Origin of the sequence: Streptomyces sp. NPDC005303 (assembly GCF_040607335.1) — a bacterium.
Classification (GTDB): Bacteria; Actinomycetota; Actinomycetes; order Streptomycetales; family Streptomycetaceae; genus Streptomyces.
In genome coordinates this window covers 24,501-41,214 of sequence record NZ_JBEXGM010000028.1, presented here as the reverse complement: position 1 = coordinate 41,214, position 16,714 = coordinate 24,501, and the positions used below count along the sequence as shown (strand labels likewise).

Here is a 16,714-nt window from a genome sequence, read left to right as displayed (position 1 = left end):
CCGGATCGGGGTCTTGTTGTATGTGCCGTACGACTGATGCGCCGTACGACTGATGCGCCGTACGACTGGTGTGCCGTACGACTGATGCGCCGTACGACGGCGGACAAAACCGTTCGCCAGTAATTTCCCCGGGATGAGATCCTGGATCGCGTATGTCTACGCACCCTGCCCCCGCCCCCGGCACCCCCGCCTTCGGGGAACTCGCCGCCCGCCTGACCGAGCTGTCCCTGCGTGACGCGCACCGGCTCGGGCGCAGGCTCGAAGGCGCGCGCAAGATCCGCAAGCCGGAGGCGCGGGCCGCCGTGCTGGCCGAGATCGAGGCGGAGGTCGGCAAGGGCGCGGAGCGCGTGGGTGCGCGCCGAGCCCGGGTTCCCGCCGTGTCGTATCCCGAGCAGCTTCCGGTCAGCCAGAAGAAGGACGACATCGCGGCCGCCATCCGCGATCACCAGGTCGTGATCGTGGCCGGTGAGACCGGCTCCGGCAAGACCACCCAGATCCCGAAGATCTGCCTGGAGCTCGGCCGTGGCGTCAAGGGCATGATCGGGCACACCCAGCCCCGCCGGATCGCCGCCCGCACCGTCGCCGAACGGGTCGCCGAGGAGCTGGACACCCCGCTCGGCGAGGCCGTCGGCTGGAAGGTGCGCTTCACCGACCAGGTGAACCAGGACGCGACCTTCGTGAAGCTGATGACGGACGGCATCCTGCTCGCTGAGATCCAGACCGACCGCGAGCTGCGCGCCTACGACACGATCATCATCGACGAGGCCCACGAGCGGTCCCTCAACATCGACTTCCTGCTCGGGTACCTGGCCCAGCTGCTGCCGAAGCGCCCCGACCTCAAGGTCGTCATCACCTCGGCGACCATCGACCCCGAGCGGTTCTCCCGGCACTTCGGTGACGCCCCGATCGTCGAGGTCAGCGGCCGTACGTATCCGGTGGAGGTGCGGTACCGGCCCTTGCTGGAGGAGGACTCGGACGACTCCGACCGCGACCAGATCACCGCGATCTGCGACGCCGTGGAGGAGCTCCAGGGCGAGGGCAAGGGCGACATCCTGGTCTTCCTCTCCGGCGAGCGGGAGATCCGGGACACCGCCGACGCCCTCGTGAAGAAGAACTACCGCTTCACCGAGGTCCTCCCGCTCTACGCCCGGCTCTCACACGCCGAGCAGCACCGCGTGTTCCAGCCGCACACCGGGCGCAGGATCGTTCTGGCGACCAACGTCGCCGAGACCTCCCTCACCGTCCCGGGCATCAAGTACGTCATCGACCCCGGCTTCGCCCGCATCTCCCGCTACAGCCACCGCACCAAGGTCCAGCGGCTGCCGATCGAACCGGTCTCGCAGGCCAGCGCCAACCAGCGCAAGGGCCGCTGCGGCCGTACGTCGGACGGCATCTGCATCCGCCTCTACAGCGAAGAGGACTTCGACGCGCGCCCGGAGTTCACGGACGCCGAGATCCTGCGGACGAACCTCGCCTCCGTCATCCTGCAGATGACCGCGGCCGGCCTCGGCGACATCGAGAAGTTCCCCTTCATCGACCCGCCGGACCACCGCAACATCCGAGACGGCGTCCAACTCCTCCAGGAACTGGGCGCGCTGGATCCGGACCAGAAGGACGTACGCAAGCGGCTCACCGACACCGGCCGCAAGCTCGCCCAGTTGCCCGTCGACCCGCGCCTGGCCCGCATGGTCCTGGAGGCCGACAAGAACGGCTGTGTCCGCGAGGTCATGGTCATAGCCGCCGCGCTCTCCATCCAGGACCCGCGCGAGCGCCCGGCCGACAAGCAGACCCAGGCCGACCAGCAGCACGCCCGCTTCAAGGACGAGACCAGCGACTTCCTCGCCTATCTGAACCTGTGGCGGTACGTCCGCGAGCAGCAGAAGGAGCGGGGCTCGTCGTCCTTCCGCCGGATGTGCAAGCAGGAGTACCTGAACTTCCTGCGCATCCGTGAATGGCAGGACATCTACACGCAGTTGCGGACCGTCGCCAAGCAGATGGGCATCCATCTCAACGAGGACGACGCGCCCGACCAGAGCGTCCACGTCTCCCTCCTCGCCGGTCTGCTCTCGCACATCGGCATGAAGGACGTGAAGGACGGCAACAAGAACGAGTACCTGGGCGCCCGCAGCGCCAAGTTCGCGATCTTCCCCGGCTCGGCGCTCTTCAAGAAGCAGCCGCGTTTCGTGATGTCGGCGGAGCTGGTGGAGACCTCACGCCTGTGGGCCCGGGTCAACGCCAAGATCGAGCCCGAGTGGGTCGAGCCGCTCGCGGAGCACCTGCTGAAGCGGACGTACTCCGAACCGCACTGGGAGAAGGACCAGGCCGCGGTGATGGCGTACGAGAAGGTCACGCTGTACGGCGTGCCGATCGTCGCCCAGCGGAAGGTGAACTACGGCCGGATCGACCCGGAGTCCTCCCGCGAGCTTTTCATCCGCAACGCCCTGGTCGAGGGCGACTGGCGCACCCACCACAAGTTCTTCGCCGACAACCGCCGACTCCTCAGCGAGGTCGAGGAGCTGGAGCACCGGGCGCGGCGCCGGGACATCGTGGTCGACGACGACACCCTCTTCGACTTCTACGACCAGCGGGTGCCCGAACACGTCGTGTCGGGGGCGCACTTCGACTCGTGGTGGAAGCGGAAGCGGCACGAGGAGCCGGAGTTCCTGGACTTCGAGCGGGAGATGCTCATCCGGGAGTCGGCGGAGGCGGTCACGAAGGCCGACTACCCGGACTCGTGGCGGCAGGGGCCACTGAAGTTCCGGGTGACATACCAGTTCGAGCCGGGCGCGGACGCGGACGGTGTGACGGTCCACATCCCGCTCCAGGTCCTGAACCAGGTGAAGGACGAGGGCTTCGACTGGCAGATCCCGGGCCTGCGGGAGGAGTTGGTGACGGAACTGATCCGTTCCCTCCCCAAGCCGATCCGCCGCAACTACGTGCCGGCACCGAACTTCGCCAAGCGCTTCCTCGATACGGCCGTCCCGTTGCAGGAGCCTCTGACGGTCACGATGGCGCGCGAGCTGAAGCGCATGGTCGGAGTCCCCTTCGAGGCGGACGACTTCGACCAGTCGCGGATCGCGGAGCACCTTCGCATCACCTTCCGGATCGTCGACGAGCGGCGCCGCAAGCTGGCCGAGGACAAGGACCTGGAGTCCCTGCGCCTGAAGCTGAGGCCGAAGGCCCGCCAGGCCCTCTCGCAGGCGGCGGCAGCGACCGCGTCCCGCGAGGGCGGGGAGTCCCTGGAGCGCAAGGGCCTGACGGACTGGACGATCGGCACGCTCACCCGCGTCTTCGAGACCCGTCGGGCCGGGCAGCCGGTGAAGGCCTACCCGGCGCTGGTCGACGACGGCGACACGGTCTCCGTGCGCCTCTTCGACACGGAGGCCGAGCAGGTCGAGGCGATGTGGCAGGGCACGCGGCGGCTGATCGTGCGCAACATCCCGGTGAGCCCGGCGAAGTTCGCCTCCGAGAAGCTGACGAACCCCCAGAAGCTGGCCCTGTCGGCGAACCCGCACGGCTCGATCCAGGCCCTGTTCGAGGACTGCGCGACGGCGGCCGCGGACAAGCTGATCGGGGACTTCGGGGGGCCGGCGTGGGACGAGGAGTCGTACCGCAAGCTGTACGACAAGGTGCGCGCCGAGATCGTCGACACGACGGTCCGTACGGTCGGGCAGGTACAGCAGGTGCTCGCCGCCTGGCAGGCGTGTGAGCGGCGCCTGAAGACCGTACGGAGCCCGGCGCTGCTGGCGAACCTGGCGGACGTGCGGAAGCAGTTGGACGCGCTCGTGAAGCCGGGTTTCGTGACGGAGACGGGCCTGCGCCGCCTGCCCGACCTGATGCGCTACCTGGTCGCGGCGGACCGCCGACTCCAGCAGATGGCGACGAACGTCCAGCGGGACACGACCCGTATGGAGAAGGTCCACGAGATGCAGGACGAGTACGCCTGGCTCCTGGAGCAGCTTCCCCAGGGCCGGCCCGTGCCCCAGCAGGTCCTGGACGTCCGCTGGATGATCGAGGAACTCAGGGTCAGCTATTTCGCCCACGCGCTCGGCACGGCGTACCCCATCTCCGACAAGCGGATCGTGAAGGCGATCGACACGCTGGCTCCGTGACGACAGCTTCACACAGGGTGAGTTCGACCAGGACCCGCCAGCTCCTGTACAGTCCTTCTCGCAGCGCAACGCACCAGTAAGCGCCGCGAAACCTGGTCCTGTGGAGCAGTTTGGAGTGCTCGCCACCCTGTCAAGGTGGAGGCCGCGGGTTCAAATCCCGTCAGGACCGCAGTAAGAAGAAGGCCCGCATCCCGGCAACGGGGCGCGGGCCTTCTTCGTGCATGCACCGCTCCAAACGAGGCCCACCTCCCGGCAACCGGAGTGCGGGCCTTCTTCATTGAACCCAGGCCCGGCGCATCTCAGCCCGTCCGGCGTTTGAGGACGAGGCCCCTTCAGGGCCGAAGCGGGGGCCTGGGGGCGCAGCCCCCAGGGCGGTCACTGCAGCGCCGGGTGAGGCAGGACAGGCGTTCAGGCGGGCCACGGCGCCCTCGCGGAGCGCCACGCCATCTTGACGGCGCCGTCAGACCCCGGTACCCAAAGACCAGGCCCCCGTTCCCAACGGAGCCCGGAGGTGGCGCATGACGGCATCGGTCAGGCACGAGACGCGGGCACTGCTCCGCGCGCATCTGTCGGCCGCGTCGTCGTATCGGCATCTGACCCGCCACTGCCCGATCTGCCACCGCCTGTTGCGGCTGGCGATGGACTCCGCCCCGGGAGTCGGCACACCCCCGGAGGACTACGCCGAGGAGCCCGCGGAGGAAGAGACTCCTTCCCCCGCGTAACGCCCTTTAGCGCACCGGGCCCGACGGCAACAAGGACTCTGGCATGTGACGGGAGTCACCGCATGAGTTTTTGGAACCGTGGAACTTACCCCTGTCCTACAACAGGTCAATTTAATATGTGCAATTGCACTCTCGATCGCACGTCGACCGGGGGCTGCCTCACAGGAGATCCGACACCCCTCCCCAGAGTCCGACAAGCCCGCGCACAGGGCCGTCGGCCGCCCACGTTCCGCGCACAAAAAGATCGCGCTGGACTCGGCGGAGTCCAGCGCGATCGACGACGAGGTTGAGAATGGGCCCTGTTGGGGCAGGACCCGCGTCGCTTGGAGCCGGTGTCCGGACGCCGCGGCCAACTGGGGGGTGGGCCGGTTTGTCCGGTTATTCAGTTGTTCAGGCCTCGCTGCGCTGCTGCGGGATGCCCGCAAGCAGAGCGCGGACCTCGGCTTCGCGGTAACGGCGGTGCCCGCCGAGCGTACGGATCGACGTGAGCTTGCCGGCCTTCGCCCACCGCGTGACCGTCTTCGGGTCCACGCGGAACATCGTGGCGACCTCAGCCGGGGTCAGCAGCGGCTCGGCATCAGGGGTGCGAGCGGTCATGAGCGGCCTCCTCGGGAGAACCGATCGTTCTCGGTTCTTTCCTCTAAATTCTGCACCTTGACCCGCGTTGCCCGAAATGGCGGATGCGGGTCGAGTCGGTTATAGGACGAACGGCTTGTCCTCGGCACTACAACTACACCATCTGTCCAGCCGCGTCGGCCAAACCGATGGAATTGCCCCCCAGGTGTTCATCGGCGACGGAAGCCGATGGACCATGCCATAGCGGACAGTCACGCCTCTGTGACGATCAGTCACACAGGCGATCAGGAGTCACCAGACCCCCCAAAGCGGAACCTCCCCCGGGCCCCTTGTCCTATTTTGGCATGAGGAGGGGCAAGAGATGCAAGAGCCGGGTACGTGCGGTCCGTCACGCTTGACACTTCGTGAGGCGTACGCCCGGATCGAAACCTACGTCCCTTGTCGGTGAGACTTCAGGGGAAGTTGAACACCTTGAGCGAGGACGAAACCCCAAAACGGGCGTCAGGTCAAACGCCTGTTCGTGACATGGGGCACATTCAGTTCGCCGAGCGACGGTCCCTGACGGACCGCCAGCGCTCCACGAGCCGCCCGTAGGCCTCGCCCGCCGCGACCCCGTCACCGTGCCTGAGCGCCTCGATGCCCTCGGCCACGTCCGCCGCCGAGTGGTCGTCCTCCAGCTCGCCCGGCGGGAGCACATGGACCAGACCGCCGTAGTCGAGCTCGACCAGCGAACGCGGGTGGAACTCCTCCAGCCAGCGCCCGACATCGATCAGGCCGTCGATGAGCGGCCCTTCGTCCACGGCGTCCTTCAGGGCCCGCAGAGCCCGCGCCACGCGCCGCCGGGCCTGCACCATGGGCGTGCGGTAGCGCAGCATCGGCGGGATCTCGCCGGAGCCCTTGTCGAAGCGCCGCTCCTCGTCGGAGACGAGCACGAACCAGTTCAGCGGCACCTGCCAGGTCGCGGTGCGGATCCAGGGCCGGGCGTCCGGGTTGCGGGCCAACCAGCGCTCGTAGTCCTGGGCGGTCTGGCGGCGTACGACCTCGGGCAGCACCGCGTCCAGGACCGGCCCCGGCAGCTCCTCGCCGAGCTCCTCCAGGGCCAGCCAGCCGCGCAGCCGGGTGCGCCACGGACACACGCACACCACGCCGTCCACGTCGAGCACGAAGGCGTCGCTGCTCTCGTGCACCGGCACCGGGACGGGCGGGGTGGGCAGCAGGTCGGCCAGGGAGCGGCGCAGTTCGTCCTGGTACGAGGGCCGGTCCGGACGGCGGGCGTAGCGCGCCCAGTGGCTGCGCTCGGGCTCGGGGAAGGCGGCCAGCGGTTCGTACACGCGCAGATAGGTCGCGTACGGGACGATCACCGAGGACACCTTGGGCACGCCTGCTCTCTCCCCCGACGTCTGCCGGGAAAACCTGCGAAACCCGCACACAAATGTGCGGGAAAACTATGCAAATCGTCGCACGCCCCCACGCCACGGGAGGGTGATCCTGAGCACTGCACGGTCAGGGGCCGCCACAGGCCCTAATCTCGTGCTCACAGGCCCCGCCACCCTTACGGGCGTCTGTGTCCCATCGCCGCAATGGACCCAGGAGTCACCACAGTGACCGACGTAACCGGCGCCGCTGCCGACGTGCTGCACACCCTGTTCCACTCGGACCAGGGCGGTCATGAGCAGGTCGTGCTCTGCCAGGACCGCAAGAGCGGCCTCAAGGCCGTCATCGCCCTCCACTCCACCGCGCTCGGCCCCGCCCTCGGCGGCACGCGCTTCTACCCGTACGCGAGCGAGCAGGAGGCCGTCGCCGACGCGCTGAACCTCGCGCGCGGGATGTCGTACAAGAACGCCATGGCCGGGCTCGACCACGGCGGCGGCAAGGCCGTGATCATCGGCGACCCGGAGCGTGACAAGAGCGAGGAACTGCTTCTCGCCTACGGCCGTTTCGTGGCCTCGCTCGGCGGGCGCTACGTCACGGCGTGCGACGTCGGCACCTATGTCGCCGACATGGACGTCGTCGCCCGTGAGTGCCGCTGGACGACCGGCCGCTCCCCGGAGAACGGCGGCGCCGGCGACTCCTCCGTCCTCACCGCCTTCGGCGTCTACCAGGGCATGCGGGCCAGCGCCGCGCACCTGTGGGGCGATCCCTCGCTGCGCGGCCGCACGGTCGGTGTCGCGGGCGTCGGCAAGGTCGGGCACCACCTGGTGGAGCACCTCCTTCAGGAGGGCGCCCAGGTCGTGATCACCGACGTACGGCAGGAAGCCGTGTGGCGGATCGCCGACAAGCACCCCTCCGTGGGCGTGGTCGCCGACACCGAGGCGCTGATCCGGGTCGAGGGCCTGGACATCTACGCCCCCTGCGCGCTCGGCGGGGCCCTCAACGACGACACCGTGCCCGCGCTGACCGCGCGGATCGTCTGCGGCGCCGCCAACAACCAGCTGGCGCACCCGGGCGTGGAGAAGGACCTCGCCGACCGCGGGATCCTCTACGCGCCGGACTACGTGGTGAACGCCGGCGGGGTCATCCAGGTCGCCGACGAACTGCACGGCTTCGACTTCGAGCGGTGCCGGGCGAAAGCCGCGAAGATCTACGACACCACGCTCACCATCTTCGCACGTGCGAAGGAGGACGGGATTCCGCCGGCCGCGGCGGCCGACCGGATCGCCGAGCAGCGGATGCACGAGGCGGCCATGGAACCGGCGCACTGACGTTTGACCGGTACCCGTCGGCGCACACTTAGAGAGAACTCTCACGTTCGTCGGCGGGTCGGCCGCGAAGAAGTGGTTAAAATCGCGGTTGACCAGCGGGGACGGGGCTCCCCGACGGTCCTGGGACCGGGCCCGTGGTGCGGGCGACGTACCGTATGGGCGTGGGCTCAGGTACCGTGGAAGCCCTACGGACCGGTCTCTCCGCGGAGAGCCCGTTCCAGATCATGAACGCGTGTCAAGACTCTGGGGCCACCGAGCCCCGTATCCGAGGGGGTCGAGCCATGGGGCGCGGCCGGGCAAAGGCCAAGCAGACGAAGGTCGCCCGCCAGCTGAAGTACAGCAGCGGCGGGACAGATCTGTCGCGTCTGGCCAATGAGCTGGGCGCTTCGACTTCGAGCCAGCCGCCGAATGGCGAGCCGTTCGAGGACGACGACGAGGAAGACGACCCGTACGCCCAGTACGCGGATCTCTATAACGACGACGAGGACGAGGACGACGAGTCCGGTCCTGCGTCTCAACGCCGCGGAGCTTGACGACCTAGCTGTGCGTAACCCGGTCCGGGGTGGTCCACACCACCGGACCGGGTTTTGCGCTGCCTGTCGGTCTGGCGAGGCGTGGTCTAGGCGTAGTCACCGACGAGCTCGGCACCCGTGGCGTGCTCGCCGCGGTCCGTGATCTCGCCCGCGACCCAGGCCTCGACCCCGCGGTCGTCCAGGGTGGCCAGGGCGACGTCCACCGACTCCTCGGGGACGATCGCGATCATGCCCACGCCCATGTTCAGGGTCTTCTCCAGCTCCAGGCGCTCGACCCGGCCCGTCTTTCCGACGAGGTCGAAGATCGGGTCCGGGGTCCAGGTGGTGCGGTCGACGATCGCGTGCAGGCCGTCGGGGATGACCCGGGCCAGGTTGGCCGCCAGGCCGCCGCCGGTGACGTGCGAGAAGGCATGCACCTCGGTCGTGCTGATCAGGGCCAGGCAGTCCAGCGAGTAGATCTTGGTGGGCTCCAGGAGCTCCTCGCCGAGGGTGCGGCCGAGCTCGTCGATCCGGGCGTCCAGGGCGAGGCCCGCCTCGTTCAGGAGCACATGCCTCACGAGCGAGTACCCGTTCGAGTGAAGACCCGAGGCCGCCATGGCGATCACGGCGTCACCCTTACGGATACGATCCGCGCCGAGCAGCCGGTCGGCCTCCACGACGCCCGTACCGGCGCCGGCGACGTCGAAGTCGTCCGGGCCCAGCAGACCGGGGTGCTCGGCCGTCTCACCGCCCACCAGGGCGCAGCCGGCGAGCACACAGCCCTCGGCGATGCCCTTGACGATCGCGGCGACCCGCTCGGGGTGGACCTTGCCGACACAGATGTAGTCGGTCATGAACAGCGGCTCGGCACCGCACACCACGATGTCGTCCATGACCATCGCGACCAGGTCGTGGCCGATGGTGTCGTAGACGCCCAGCTGGCGCGCGATGTCCACCTTGGTGCCGACGCCGTCGGTGGCGGAGGCCAGCAGGGGACGCTCGTAGCGCTTGAGGGCGGAGGCGTCGAAGAGGCCGGCGAAACCGCCGAGGCCGCCGAGGACCTCGGGGCGCTGCGTCTTCTTCACCCACTCCTTCATCAGCTCTACGGCGCGGTCGCCCGCCTCGATGTCGACGCCCGCGGCTGCGTAGCTGGCACCAGTTGTCTCAGACATGGCTAGTGAGAACCTTCGTGTCGTACTGCAGGTGGGACGGGCCGTCTACGGGCGACGGATCGCGTCGGCGGCGGCCGTGGCGGCCGGCCCGGCGGCCAGCTCCGTCTCCAGGAGCTGCTTGCCGAGCAGCTCGGGGTCCGGGAGCTCCATCGGGTACTCGCCGTCGAAGCAGGCGCGGCAGAGGTTCGGCTTGGCGATGGTGGTCGCCTCGATCATGCCGTCGATGGAGATGTACGCCAGGGAGTCGGCGCCCAGCGAGGTGCCGATCTCGTCGATCGTCATGCCGTTGGCGATGAGCTCGGCGCGGGTGGCGAAGTCGATGCCGAAGAAGCAGGGCCACTTCACGGGGGGCGAGGAGATCCGGATGTGGACCTCGGCGGCGCCCGCCTCGCGGAGCATGCGGACCAGGGCGCGCTGGGTGTTGCCGCGCACGATCGAGTCGTCGACGACGACCAGGCGCTTGCCCTTGATGACTTCCTTGAGCGGGTTCAGCTTCAGGCGGATGCCGAGCTGGCGAATGGTCTGTGAGGGCTGGATGAACGTACGGCCGACGTAGGCGTTCTTCACGAGACCCGCACCGAAGGGGATGCCGGACGCCTCGGCGTAGCCGATGGCCGCCGGGGTGCCGGACTCCGGGGTCGCTATGACCAGGTCGGCCTCGACGGGCGCTTCCTTCGCGAGCTTGCGGCCCATCTCCACGCGGGAGAGGTACACGTTCCGGCCGGCGATGTCGGTGTCGGGGCGCGCCAGATAGACGTACTCGAAGACACAGCCCTTGGGCTTCGCTTCCGCGAATCGGGAGGTGCGCAGGCCGTTCTCGTCGATGGCGACGAACTCGCCCGGCTCGATCTCGCGGACGTAGCTGGCGCCGCAGATGTCGAGGGCGGCGGACTCGGAGGCGACGACCCAGCCGCGCTCCAGGCGGCCGAGGACCAGCGGGCGGATGCCCTGCGGGTCGCGGGCGGCGAACAGGGTGTGCTCGTTCATGAAGACCAGCGAGAAGGCGCCCTGGACCTGCGGGAGGACCACGGGAGCGGCCTCCTCTATGGTCAGCGGCTTGCCGTCCTCGTCGACCTGGGCCGCGAGGAGCGCGGTGAGCAGGTCGGTGTCGTTGGTCGCGGCCACCCGGGGGCTGCGGCCCTCCTGCTTGGGCAGGTCGGCGACCATCTCGGCGAGCTGCGCCGTGTTGACCAGGTTGCCGTTGTGGCCGAGCGCGATGGAACCGTGCGCGGTGGCACGGAACGTCGGCTGGGCGTTCTCCCACACGGAGGCGCCGGTGGTCGAGTAGCGGGCGTGACCGACCGCGATGTGACCCTGGAGCGAACCGAGCGAGGTCTCGTCGAAGACCTGGGACACGAGGCCCATGTCCTTGAAGACGAGGATCTGGGAGCCGTTGCTGACCGCGATACCCGCGGATTCCTGGCCCCGATGCTGGAGGGCGTAGAGCCCGAAGTAGGAGAGCTTGGCGACCTCTTCACCCGGAGCCCAGACACCGAAGACGCCACAAGCGTCCTGGGGGCCCTTCTCACCGGGGAGCAGGTCGTGGTTGAGTCGTCCGTCACCACGTGGCACGGTTCCGAGTGTAGGCGAGATCGACCACTGGTCCGAATTCGCGGAGAGTGGGCTTTCTTACTCCACCCGGGCCGTAACGCTCCGCCCGGGGGCCTTGGTGATCTTCAGGTAATCATGTTCCTGCTGGTAGGAGACCTTTCCGGAGAGGATTCCGGCGAGTTCACGCTCGGTCTTCATCACCGGGCCGGAACACATCATGCGCGTGGTGGCGAGGCGGCCGAACTCGATGGTGCCGTGCCTGACGGTGGCCTTGCCGTGGAAGGTGTTGCAACCGAGGCTGCCGGTGACGGTGTTGTTCTTGGTGAGCGTGAGGTAGGCGTTCCCGCCGAGGGACCAGCGCGTGCCCCTCAGGGCGGGCGGCTGCTCCTCGCGCAGGGTGATGGTGTCGTCCTGCGGGCTGGTCAGGGTGAGGGTCCTGGCACCCGGGCGGCCGTCCAGGTCTGCCTTCAGGTCGTTGTCGAAGACGCTGACGAACTTCTCCTCGTACTCCCCTACGGCCCCTGGGCAGCCCATCAGCGTCCTGACGAGGTCGGAGACCTTCACGGTGTCGCCCTGGATGTCCACATCGGCACCGATGCTGTTGCAGCCCACGGAGCCACCGGAGTCCCCACCGCCCTCCTCCGGATCGGCGGCGCCGGGCTTGAGGATGATGTGGGCCCTCTTGAGAGCGCCCTTGGTGGGGAGGGCGTAATCCTTGCCGTCGACGGTGACCTTCCGCGGCACCCAGGAGGTGTCGGCGATGGTCGAGATGTCCTCGGCCGGGCTACCCACAGACTCGGTGCCGCAGGCGGCCAGGACGGTGGTCCCGGCCAGGGCTGCGGCGGCGTACTTGGCGTATGTCGTCCGCTTCATGGCTCTTGGACGCATGAGGCGACAGAAGGGTTCAGCCCATCACCAGCCGCTCGCAGCCGATCAGCCCATCAAGGGAAGCAGCCCGCCCAGGTCCGCCCGCTCCCCGCTCGCACTGACCTTCGCCGAGTCGAGCGCGTCCTTCCAGGACAACCGGCCGGTGGCGAGCCGGATCCAGGTCAGAGGGTCGGTCTCGACGACGTTCGGCGGGGTGCCCCGGGTGTGCTTCGGCCCTTCCACGCACTGCACGACGGCGTACGGCGGGATCCGCACCTCGGTCGAACCGCCGGGCGCCTTGGCGGCGAGGGCGTCGGCGAGGAGGCGGGTGCAGGCGGCGAGCGCCTGGCGGTCGTAGGGGATGTCGAGGCCCGGTACGGCGGCGCTCAGGTCGTCGGTGTGGACGACCAGTTCGACGGTGCGGGTCACGAGGTAGTCGGCCAGCGTCATGGCACCGGTACGGGCGGCGACGACGCGGGAGTCGGGGGCGCTCAGTGCTTGGCGGAACCGGTCCTCGGTGCGGGCGTACAGCGCGTCGAGGTCCGGGTTGGCGGTGGCCAGGTCCCGGGTGCCGTCGGCGATGTCACCGGCGCGGGCGGCCGTGGCGAACGGCCATTCCAGGAGCGTGAGCTGCGGCGCCGGGGGTTCGTCCCGGTCGAGGTTCCGGCTGACGGTCTCGACGGCCATGGTGATGTGCGCGGCCAGGTCCCGCACGGTCCAGCCGGCCAGGCGGGTTTCGAGAGCGAGCTGCTCGGGGGTGAGGGCGCTCACGGCCTGCCGTACATGTCCGAACTGGTTCTTCAGCGCCTCGCGGATCTTGACGGTGTCGTAGGTGCGGGCGCGCTTCCTGGCCGTGGGCATGGCGGTGAGCCTAGTCGGCGGGGAAGGCGGGCAAGGGGGGAGGGCGAGGTGGTCTTCGGGTGGGCCGGCCCCGTACCCCGTACCGCGCGGCTGCGACCGTGACGTGATCCCGCCGTGATCGACCTGGACCGGGTTCGGTCGGCGGGCCACCGAGACGCAGTCCGGCCGGCGGGCGCCCGAGACATGCACCCCGCGGCGGGTGACCGAGGCGTGAGAAGCGACCGGTGGGGGCTTCCGGGCCGGTGCCGGACCATGGCCCCGGTCGCGGTGGGACGAAGGCCCCGCCCGTCTCGGCGACGGGCGGGGCCTTCACAGTCGTACGACTGCCTACTTGAGCAGCGCCGGAATCGTCTCCTCGTGCGCCGTCCGCAGCTCCTCCAGGGGCAGTTCGAACTCACCCTGGAGCTCGATCGAGTCGCCGTCGACGACACCGATGCGGGTGACGGGAAGGCCCCGGGCGCCGCACATGTCGTTGAAGCGGACCTCCTCGGAGCGGGGGACGGCCACGACCGCGCGGCCGGCCGACTCCGAGAACAGGAACGTGAACGCGTCCAGACCGTCCGGGACGATCAGGCGGGCGCCCTTGCCGCCGAGGAGCGCCGACTCCACGACCGCCTGGATCAGGCCGCCGTCGGAGAGGTCGTGCGCGGAGTCGATCATGCCGTCCCTGCTGGCGGAGATCAGGATCTCGGCCAGCAGGCGCTCGCGCTCCAGGTCGACCTTGGGCGGCAGACCGCCGAGGTGGTCGTGCACGACCTGGGACCAGGCCGAGCCGCCGAACTCCTCACGGGTGTCGCCGAGGAGGTACAGCAGCTGGCCGTCCTCCTGGAAGGCGACCGGGGTGCGGCGGGCCACGTCGTCGATGACGCCCAGTACGGCCACGACCGGCGTCGGGTGGATGGCCACCTCGCCCGTCTGGTTGTACAGGGAGACATTGCCGCCGGTCACCGGGGTGCCCAACTGCTGGCAGGCGTCGGCCAGTCCGCGGATGGCCTCGGCGAACTGCCACATGACGGCCGGGTCCTCGGGCGAACCGAAGTTCAGGCAGTCGGAGACCGCGAGGGGCTTGGCACCGGTCGTCGCCACGTTCCGGTAGGCCTCCGAGAGCGCCAGCTGCGCGCCCGCGTAAGGGTCCAGCTTCGCGTAACGGCCGTTGCCGTCCGTCGCGATGGCCACACCCAGGCCGGTCGACTCGTCGATGCGGATCATGCCGGAGTCCTCCGGCTGGGCCAGCACGGTGTTGCCCTGCACGAAGTGGTCGTACTGCGAGGTGATCCACTTCTTGGACGCCTGGTTGGGAGAGCTCACCAGCTTCAGGACCTGGTCCTTCAGCTCTTCGCTCGACGAAGGCCGCGGCAGCTTGTTCGCGTCGTCCGCCTGGAGCTCGTCCTGCCAGGACGGGCGGGCGTAGGGGCGCTCGTAGACCGGGCCGTCGTGCGCGACCGTGCGCGGGTCGACGTCGACGATCTTGCCGCCGTGCCAGTAGATCTCCAGCCGGTCGCCGTCGGTGACCTCACCGATGACGGTGGCGATGACGTCCCACTTGTCACAGATCTCCAGGAACCGGTCGACCTTCTCCGGCTCCACGACCGCGCACATGCGTTCCTGCGACTCGCTCATGAGGATTTCCTCGGGCGAGAGGGTCGAGTCACGCAGCGGTACGTCGTCGAGGGTGACGCGCATGCCGCCGGAGCCGTTCGAGGCCAGCTCGCTCGTCGCGCAGGACAGGCCCGCCGCGCCGAGGTCCTGGATGCCGACGACCAGCTTCTCCTTGAACGCCTCCAGGGTGCACTCGATGAGGAGCTTCTCCTGGAAGGGGTCGCCGACCTGCACCGCCGGGCGCTTGGACGGCTTGGCGTCGTCGAAGGTCTCGGAGGCCAGGATCGAGGCGCCGCCGATGCCGTCGCCACCCGTGCGGGCCCCGTACAGGATGACCTTGTTGCCCGCGCCGGACGCCTTCGCGAGGTGGATGTCCTCGTGCCGCATCACACCGATGGCACCGGCGTTGACCAGCGGGTTGCCCTGGTAGCAGGCGTCGAAGACGACCTCGCCGCCGATGTTGGGGAGGCCGAGGCAGTTGCCGTAGCCGCCGATGCCGGCGACGACACCGGGGAGAACCCGCTTGGTGTCGGGGTGGTCGGCCGCGCCGAACCGCAGCGGGTCGACCACGGCCACCGGCCGCGCGCCCATCGCGATGATGTCGCGGACGATGCCGCCGACACCGGTCGCCGCGCCCTGGTAGGGCTCGACGTACGACGGGTGGTTGTGCGACTCGACCTTGAAGGTCACGGCGTAGCCCTGGCCGACGTCCACGACACCGGCGTTCTCACCGATGCCGACGAGGAGGGCGTCCGACTGGGGCGCCTTCTCGCCGAACTGGCGCAGGTGCACCTTGCTGCTCTTGTACGAGCAGTGCTCGGACCACATCACCGAGTACATGGCGAGCTCGGCACCGGTGGGCCGGCGGCCGAGGATCTCCACCACCCGCTCGTACTCGTCCTTCTTCAGGCCCAGCTCGGCCCAGGGCAGCTCGACGTCGGGGGTCGCGGCCGCGTGCTCGACCGTGTCCAGAGGCGTCCGGCTCATGCGTTGACCAGCTTCTTGAGGATCGACGTGAAGAACGGCAGACCGTCGGTACGGCCGGTGCCGATCAGCGGCTCGGTGGCGTGCTCCGGGTGCGGCATGAGGCCTACGACGTTCCCGGCCTCGTTGGTGATGCCTGCGATGTCACGGAGGGAGCCGTTGGGGTTGAAGTCGACGTAACGGAACGCGACCCGGCCCTCCGCCTCCAGCTTGTCCAGCGTGTACTCGTCGGCGACGTACCGGCCGTCCATGTTCTTCAGAGGGATGTGGATCTCCTGGCCGGACGTGTAGTCGACGGTCCAGGCGGTGTCCGCGTTCTCCACCCGCAGCTTCTGGTCGCGGCAGATGAAGTGGAGGTGGTCGTTGCCGAGCATCCCGCCGGGAAGCAGGTGGGCCTCGGTGAGGATCTGGAAGCCGTTGCAGATACCGAGGACCGGGAGTCCCGCCTTGGCCTGCTCGATGACCGTCTCCATCACCGGCGAGAAGCGGGAGATGGCGCCGGCCCGCAGATAGTCGCCGTAGGAGAAACCACCGGGGAGGACGACCGCGTCGACCTGGTGGAGGTCCTTGTCCTTGTGCCAGAGGGCGACCGGTTCGGCGCCCGCGAGGCGGATCGCGCGCTGGGTGTCCCGGTCGTCGAGGCTGCCGGGGAAAGTGACGACGCCAATACGAGCGGTCACTTCGCGGCCTCCGCGACTTCCTCCACCTTGACGGTGAAGTCCTCGATCACGGTGTTGGCGAGGAAGGATTCCGCAAGATCGTGGATGCGGGCGAGCGCGGCCTCGTCGACCGGTCCGTCAACTTCCAGTTCGAATCGCTTTCCCTGACGTACGTCGGAGATGCCGTCCAAACCCAGTCGCGGCAGTGCGCGCTGCACCGCCTGGCCCTGGGGGTCGAGGATCTCCGGCTTGAGCATGACGTCGACTACGACGCGTGCCACTGGCACTCCCGGTGGTGTGGTGCTGAGCAGGTTCCTTCAGACTACCCGCACAAAATTTCTACGCGCGTTGAGTTGTAGGAATCTACGTGACGGCCATCACGGAGCACCGGTGAGGC

At 68.8% G+C, this 16,714-nt stretch carries 13 protein-coding genes and 1 tRNA gene; 5 read left to right on the top strand and 9 right to left on the bottom strand.

What is annotated here, in order from left to right:
• Positions 1-152: 152 nt before the first annotated feature.
• The 3 genes from hrpA (at position 153) to ABZT93_RS30610 (ending at position 4,834) form a co-directional block, all read left to right on the top strand.
• Positions 153-4,112, top strand: coding sequence for an ATP-dependent RNA helicase HrpA (gene hrpA, locus ABZT93_RS30620; protein ID WP_356110804.1), 3,960 nt, complete (start codon positions 153-155; stop codon positions 4,110-4,112).
• A 94-nt stretch (positions 4,113-4,206) separates the two neighbouring features.
• A tRNA-Asp gene (locus ABZT93_RS30615) sits at positions 4,207-4,281 on the top strand.
• 349 nt (positions 4,282-4,630) lie between these two features.
• Positions 4,631-4,834, top strand: a complete 204-nt coding sequence (locus ABZT93_RS30610) for a DUF6274 family protein (RefSeq protein ID WP_356110802.1) — start codon at positions 4,631-4,633, stop codon at positions 4,832-4,834.
• Between the two features lie 390 nt (positions 4,835-5,224).
• On the opposite strand, the gene bldC is transcribed toward ABZT93_RS30610, so the two are convergent.
• Together bldC and ABZT93_RS30600 are read right to left on the bottom strand one after the other, a co-directional pair.
• On the bottom strand, positions 5,225-5,431 hold the full coding sequence (gene bldC / locus ABZT93_RS30605) for a developmental transcriptional regulator BldC (protein ID WP_003949541.1): 207 nt from the start codon (positions 5,429-5,431) through the stop codon (positions 5,225-5,227).
• A 515-nt stretch (positions 5,432-5,946) separates the two neighbouring features.
• Positions 5,947-6,789, bottom strand: a complete 843-nt coding sequence (locus tag ABZT93_RS30600; RefSeq protein ID WP_356110800.1) for a hypothetical protein — start codon at positions 6,787-6,789, stop codon at positions 5,947-5,949.
• Positions 6,790-7,011: 222 nt separating this feature from the next.
• On the opposite strand from ABZT93_RS30600, the gene ABZT93_RS30595 reads away from it, so the two are divergent.
• Together ABZT93_RS30595 and ABZT93_RS30590 are read left to right on the top strand one after the other, a co-directional pair.
• Positions 7,012-8,112: a Glu/Leu/Phe/Val dehydrogenase dimerization domain-containing protein gene (locus ABZT93_RS30595; protein WP_356110798.1), complete on the top strand. Its 1,101-nt coding sequence runs from the start codon at positions 7,012-7,014 to the stop codon at positions 8,110-8,112.
• A gap of 281 nt (positions 8,113-8,393) precedes the next feature.
• Positions 8,394-8,645 carry a DUF3073 domain-containing protein gene (locus ABZT93_RS30590; RefSeq protein ID WP_028808738.1) on the top strand — a complete coding sequence of 84 codons (252 nt, stop codon included), beginning with the start codon at positions 8,394-8,396 and terminating at the stop codon, positions 8,643-8,645.
• 86 nt (positions 8,646-8,731) lie between these two features.
• Here ABZT93_RS30590 and purM read toward each other — a convergent pair whose 3' ends face one another.
• The 7 genes from purM to purS all read right to left on the bottom strand — a co-directional run bounded on the left by purM (position 8,732) and on the right by purS (position 16,598).
• The gene (gene purM / locus ABZT93_RS30585) at positions 8,732-9,796 is read right to left on the bottom strand and encodes a phosphoribosylformylglycinamidine cyclo-ligase (RefSeq protein WP_356110795.1); all 1,065 of its coding nucleotides are present in this window, start codon (positions 9,794-9,796) and stop codon (positions 8,732-8,734) included.
• A 45-nt stretch (positions 9,797-9,841) separates the two neighbouring features.
• On the bottom strand, positions 9,842-11,368 hold the full coding sequence (purF, locus tag ABZT93_RS30580) for an amidophosphoribosyltransferase (protein ID WP_356110794.1): 1,527 nt from the start codon (positions 11,366-11,368) through the stop codon (positions 9,842-9,844).
• A 57-nt stretch (positions 11,369-11,425) separates the two neighbouring features.
• Positions 11,426-12,220, bottom strand: a complete 795-nt coding sequence (locus tag ABZT93_RS30575; protein WP_356110792.1) for an META domain-containing protein — start codon at positions 12,218-12,220, stop codon at positions 11,426-11,428.
• A 60-nt stretch (positions 12,221-12,280) separates the two neighbouring features.
• On the bottom strand, positions 12,281-13,075 hold the full coding sequence (locus ABZT93_RS30570) for a sterol carrier family protein (protein ID WP_356110790.1): 795 nt from the start codon (positions 13,073-13,075) through the stop codon (positions 12,281-12,283).
• A gap of 327 nt (positions 13,076-13,402) precedes the next feature.
• Positions 13,403-15,661, bottom strand: a complete 2,259-nt coding sequence (gene purL, locus ABZT93_RS30565; protein ID WP_356110788.1) for a phosphoribosylformylglycinamidine synthase subunit PurL — start codon at positions 15,659-15,661, stop codon at positions 13,403-13,405.
• Positions 15,658-16,338 (bottom strand): phosphoribosylformylglycinamidine synthase subunit PurQ, encoded by a 681-nt coding sequence (gene purQ, locus ABZT93_RS30560; RefSeq protein WP_356110786.1) that lies wholly within the window; start codon positions 16,336-16,338, stop codon positions 15,658-15,660. Before purQ ends, purL begins: the two co-directional genes overlap by 4 nt.
• On the bottom strand, positions 16,335-16,598 hold the full coding sequence (gene purS / locus ABZT93_RS30555; protein WP_356110784.1) for a phosphoribosylformylglycinamidine synthase subunit PurS: 264 nt from the start codon (positions 16,596-16,598) through the stop codon (positions 16,335-16,337). Before purS ends, purQ begins: the two co-directional genes overlap by 4 nt.
• Between the last annotated feature and the right edge of the window lie 116 nt (positions 16,599-16,714).